4 protein-coding genes are annotated in these 3371 nt (G+C 65.4%); all 4 read left to right on the top strand.

All coding sequences use genetic code 11. From position 1 onward, the window contains the following. Positions 1–1067: ABC transporter permease (locus EOA27_RS28425; RefSeq protein ID WP_145970580.1), on the top strand; the 1067-nt coding region annotated here is incomplete at its 5' end. Between the two features lies 1 nt (position 1068). After that, complete coding sequence (locus EOA27_RS28420; RefSeq protein WP_126081398.1) at positions 1069–2040, top strand: ABC transporter permease; 972 nt, start codon at positions 1069–1071, stop codon at positions 2038–2040. Positions 2041–2128: 88 nt separating this feature from the next. Continuing rightward, positions 2129–2521: a cytidine deaminase gene (cdd, locus tag EOA27_RS28415; RefSeq protein WP_126081399.1), complete on the top strand. Its 393-nt coding sequence runs from the start codon at positions 2129–2131 to the stop codon at positions 2519–2521. After that, positions 2518–3321: a purine-nucleoside phosphorylase gene (locus tag EOA27_RS28410; RefSeq protein WP_127257795.1), complete on the top strand. Its 804-nt coding sequence runs from the start codon at positions 2518–2520 to the stop codon at positions 3319–3321. The genes cdd and EOA27_RS28410 overlap by 4 nt, the downstream gene beginning before the upstream one ends. The last annotated feature ends 50 nt before the right edge of the window (positions 3322–3371 follow it).

Below are 3371 nucleotides of genomic sequence, written 5' to 3'. Positions count from 1 at the left end.
CCTTCATCGTCGCCGGTTTCGTCGTCATGCTGGTTGGCGAGAACCCGTTCCGCGCTGCCGTCATCCTCGTCGAAGGCGCCTTCGGCAGGGGCACGGGCATCGCCTTCACGCTCTTCTATGCCACCACCTTCATCTTCACCGGACTGTCGGTGGCGGTGGCGGCGCATTGCAGCCTGTTCAATATCGGCACCGAGGGCCAGGCCTATATAGGCGGCCTGGGCATCGCGCTCGTTTGCCTGAGCCTCGACAGCGTGATGCCCTGGTGGGTGATCTTTCCGATCGCGATCGTGGCCGCCGCTGCGTTCGGCGCGCTTTGGGGCCTGATCCCGGCCTATCTGCAGGCCAAGCGCGGCTCGCACATCGTCATCACCACCATCATGTTCAACTTCATCGCGGCCTCGGTGATGGTCTATCTCTTGGTCGGCGCGCTGAAGCCGGCCGGCTCGCAGGCGCCGCAGACGCGCAATTTCCTTGCCGGGGCGGAACTGCCGAAACTCAACTGGGTGATTGAATTGTTCGGCGCCAAGATCCGCTCGGCGCCGCTCAACATCTGCTTCCTGCTGGCTCTGGTCATGGCCTTCCTGGTCTGGCTGCTGATCTGGCGCACCAGGCTCGGCTATGAGATGCGCACCTATGGCCACAGCCCGAAGGCGGCGCGCTATGCCGGCATTTCGGAAACCCGCATCATCATCACGGCGATGATGATCTCAGGCGCGCTGGCCGGCATGATGGCGCTCAACCCCGTCATGGGCGACCAGCACAATGTCGCGATCGATTTCGTGTCCGGCGCCGGCTATGTCGGCATCGCGGTGGCGCTGATGGGCCGGCTGCATCCGGTCGGCATCGTGCTGGCGGCGATCCTGTTCGGCATGCTCTACCAGGGCGGCGCCGAGCTTGCCTTCGAGATGCCGGCGATCAGCCGCGACATGATCGTCATCATCCAGGGCCTTGTCATCCTGTTTGCCGGCGCGCTGGAGCATATGTTCAGGCCTTACATCCAGGCGCTTTTTGCCTCGGTCAGTCCGAAGTCGGTCGGCATGCAGGCGGTCAAGGGGACAGGGGCCTGAGATGGATATGTTCAACGCAATCGTCCAGGTGCTGGACTCGACCATCCGCCTTTCTGTGCCGCTGCTGCTCGCCTGCCTGGCTGGCCTCTATTCGGAACGGGCCGGCATCTTCGACATCGGGCTGGAAGGCAAGATGCTGGTCGGCGCCTTTGCCGGGGCGTCGGCCGCCGCGGTCTTCCACTCGGCCCTGATCGGCCTCGGCACGGCAATCCTGATCTCGGTCGCTTTTGCCCTGGTGCACGGCTTCGCCTCGATCACCCATCGCGGCAACCAGATCGTGTCCGGGGTGGCGATAAATTTCATCGCCGCCGGATCGACCATCATCCTCGGCCAGGCTTGGTTCCAGCAGGGCGGGCGCACGCCGGCGCTGCAGCCGGGCGAACGCTTCGAGGCGATCATCTGGCCCGGCGCCGAGGCGATCAGGGATGTGCCGATCATCGGCCCGATCTATGCCGAGCTGATCTCAGGCCACTCGATCCTGGTCTATTTCGCCTTCGCCATGGTGCCGTTCACCTGGTGGGTGCTGTTTCGCACCCGCTTTGGGCTCAGGATGCGCGCCGTGGGTGAGAACCCGGCTGCCGTCGACACCGCCGGCATTTCGGTCCCCTGGCTGCGCTATCGCGCGCTGATCTGCACCGGCATCCTGACCGGGGTCGCCGGCGCCTACCTGTCGATGGTCCAGAATGGCGGCTTCGTGAAGGACATGACGGCGGGCAAGGGCTATATCGCGCTGGCCGCGCTGATCTTCGCCAAGTGGAAGCCGGTCAACGCCATGTTCGCCTGCCTGCTGTTCGGCTTCCTCGACGCGGCCTCGATCCGCCTGCAGGGGTCGCCGCTTCCCCTTGTCGGCAAGGTGCCGGCGCAGTTCATGCAGGCGCTGCCCTATGTGCTGACCGTCATCCTGTTGGCTGGCTTCATTGGCAAGGCCATACCGCCGCGCGCCGGTGGTGTGCCCTATGTCAAGGAACGCTGAGGTCGGGAACACTGAGGTCGGGAACGCTGAGGCTGGATTTTCGTTCGGCGACCGGCATTTGAACAAGATCGTGGGAGAGAAGAACCGGATGTCGCATGATCTGTTCGAGGCGGCGAAGACGGCGATGGCCAAGGCCTATGCGCCCTATTCGAAATTCCCGGTGGGCGCCGCGCTTCGCACCGAGGACGGGCGTGTCTTCACCGGCGCCAATATCGAGGTGGCGTCCTATCCGGAAGGATGGTGCGCCGAGACGACCGCGCTCGGCCATTACATCATGGGCGGCGGCGGCAGGATCGTCGAGATCGCCGTGATCGCCGAACGCATGGCCAAATGCTCGCCCTGCGGCGGCTGCCGGCAGCGGCTGGCGGAATTCTGCCGGCCGGACACGAAGCTCTATCTCTGCGACAACACCGGCGTGGCCGAGACGGTCACCATGGGCGAGATGCTGCCTTACGGCTTCAGGGGCGATATCTTGAAATGAAGGAAGCGCTGGATCATCTGGTCGAGAAGCTGGACGGGCTGGCGCCCAAGGCGGCGCTTGTGCTGGGCTCGGGCCTTGGCGGGCTGGTCGACCAGGTCAAGGATGCCAGGCGCGTCTCCTATGCGGAGTTGCCGGGCTTCCCGCGCAGCGGTGTTTCAGGCCATGCCGGCGAGGTGGTTGCCGGGCATTTCGCCGGCACGCCGGTGCTGATGCTGTCCGGCCGCGCGCATTATTACGAGCATGGCAACGCCGCCGCGATGCGCCCGGCACTGGAGGTGCTCGCCGGCATCGGCATCTCGCATCTGATCCTCACCAACGCCGCCGGCTCGGTCGATCCCGAGATGGGACCGGGCTCGGTGATGCTGATCACCGACCACATCAATTTTTCCGGCTCCAATCCGCTGATCGGCGAGCCGAGCGACCGCCGTTTCGTCGGCCTCACCGAGGCCTACGATGCCGGCCTGCGCGGCGCGATCGAAAGGGCGGCCAAGGCAACCGGCACGGCGCTGCACAAAGGCGTCTATATGTGGTTCTCCGGACCCTGCTTCGAAACGCCTGCCGAGATCCGCATGGCGCGCGTCATGGGCGCCAACGCCGTCGGCATGTCGACCGTGCCGGAGGTCATTCTCGCGCGTTTCCTCGGGCTCAAGGTTGCCGCCTGCTCGGTCATCACCAACCTGGCGGCCGGCATGACCGGAGCGGAACTCTCGCACCGGGAAACCAAGGACATGGCGCCGATCGGCGGCGCGCGGCTGGCGACGATCCTGCGGCGCGTCTTCCAGGGCGGCTTGCCCGACTGATGCTGCCGCAGGAGATCATCCGCCGCAAGCGCGACGGCCACAGGCTCTCG

It is taken from the genome of Mesorhizobium sp. M2A.F.Ca.ET.037.01.1.1 (assembly GCF_003998075.1).
Taxonomy (GTDB): domain Bacteria; phylum Pseudomonadota; class Alphaproteobacteria; order Rhizobiales; family Rhizobiaceae; genus Mesorhizobium.
The sequence above is the reverse complement of the archived record's forward strand: the minus strand, read 5'-3'. Positions and strand labels throughout refer to the sequence as shown.